The sequence below is a fragment of the Paracoccus sp. FO-3 genome (assembly GCF_006386455.1).
GTDB lineage: Bacteria > Pseudomonadota > Alphaproteobacteria > Rhodobacterales > Rhodobacteraceae > Paracoccus > Paracoccus versutus.
The window spans coordinates 1-1,159 of record NZ_VCBQ01000273.1 but is presented as its reverse complement, the minus strand read 5'-3'; the positions used below and the strand labels follow the sequence as shown (position 1 = coordinate 1,159).

At 62.7% G+C, this 1,159-nt stretch carries 1 protein-coding gene; it reads right to left on the bottom strand.

Features of this window, described 5'->3' with window-relative positions:
- Nucleotides 1-216: 216 nt before the first annotated feature.
- Nucleotides 217-1,159: IS1380-like element ISPme1 family transposase (locus tag FE811_RS26925; RefSeq protein ID WP_140849574.1), on the bottom strand; the 943-nt coding region annotated here is incomplete at its 5' end.

Here is a 1,159-nt window from a genome sequence, read left to right as displayed (position 1 = left end):
ATTCCCCAAGTGGCCTGCCGCTTGACTTCAAGATCGCCTGATTTTGCTCGCTGGGCAAGCGTTTTTCGCCCCGAGCGGTGTCTGTCGTCGCGCAAACGGCCGAAGTCGGGTGGATCAAGCCTCGAACCCGCAGCATTCTGGCCCGGCAGAGCCGCTTTTCCGCGCGGCAGACGGACCTGTCCTGCCGCTTTCGTTCAGCTTGGGCATGGATCGTGGTCATGCGCATGACGGAGGCGTTCGAAGACGGCGGATGGCGGCAAGGACGGCCCGCACCATCGGGCCGGTGACGGCGACCTCGGCCAACTGGAAGGTAATGGCGCGGGCGTGGCGGACGACGCGGGCGCCGATCTTGATCAGCTTGAGTTGCAGGCTGGTCAACGACCAGTCCGCCATGGCCTCGGGCAGTTCGATGCAGCGCAGGAAGGTTGCCAGGTTGTAGGCCAGCGCGTGCAGTTGCAGCCGCACCTCGTTGTGCCGGAACTTCCGGCATGACAGCCGCGTCCAGCGAAAGGCATATTTGCCTTCCTTGATGTGCTGCTCTGCGGTGCCGCGCTGGTTGTAGAACCTCACCACCCAGTCTGGCTCCATCGGCAGGTTGGTGACGATGAAGCCGACTTTGGGGAACAGCTCGCCCGGATGCCATTCGATCTTGGCGATGACGCGGCGCGGCTTGTCCCAGGACGCCGCCTGATACTCGAAGTCCTCGAAGAACCGTTTGACCTTGGTCAGCGAAGGCCGTCCCACGGGCCGTGTCAGCCGATGCGCGATCTTCTCGCGCAAGACGGCGTTGGCGGGCAGACGGATGGCGTAGAAGAACCTGGCTTCTTCCAGCCGCATATAGATCGCGGGGATCGCGTAGGCAGCGTCGGCCCGGAAGAAGCGTCCACCAAGGTCGCGGCCAGCATATCGGGCAATGACGGGATCAAGGACATCCCGCCAGCCATCGGCGCTGTGGACATTGCCGTTACGCAGGGCGCAGCGCTCCAGCATGCCAAACTGGTTGAACAAGAAGATGGGGTGATAGCAGGTGCAGTCGAAATGCCCGTTCCAGGCAGCACCTTCCTGATCGCCGTGGGTGGGGCTGACCGAGCTGTCCATGTCCAGCACGATGTATTTCAACCCGTTGCGGTCATGAAACCGGTCGATCCATTGGCCGTTC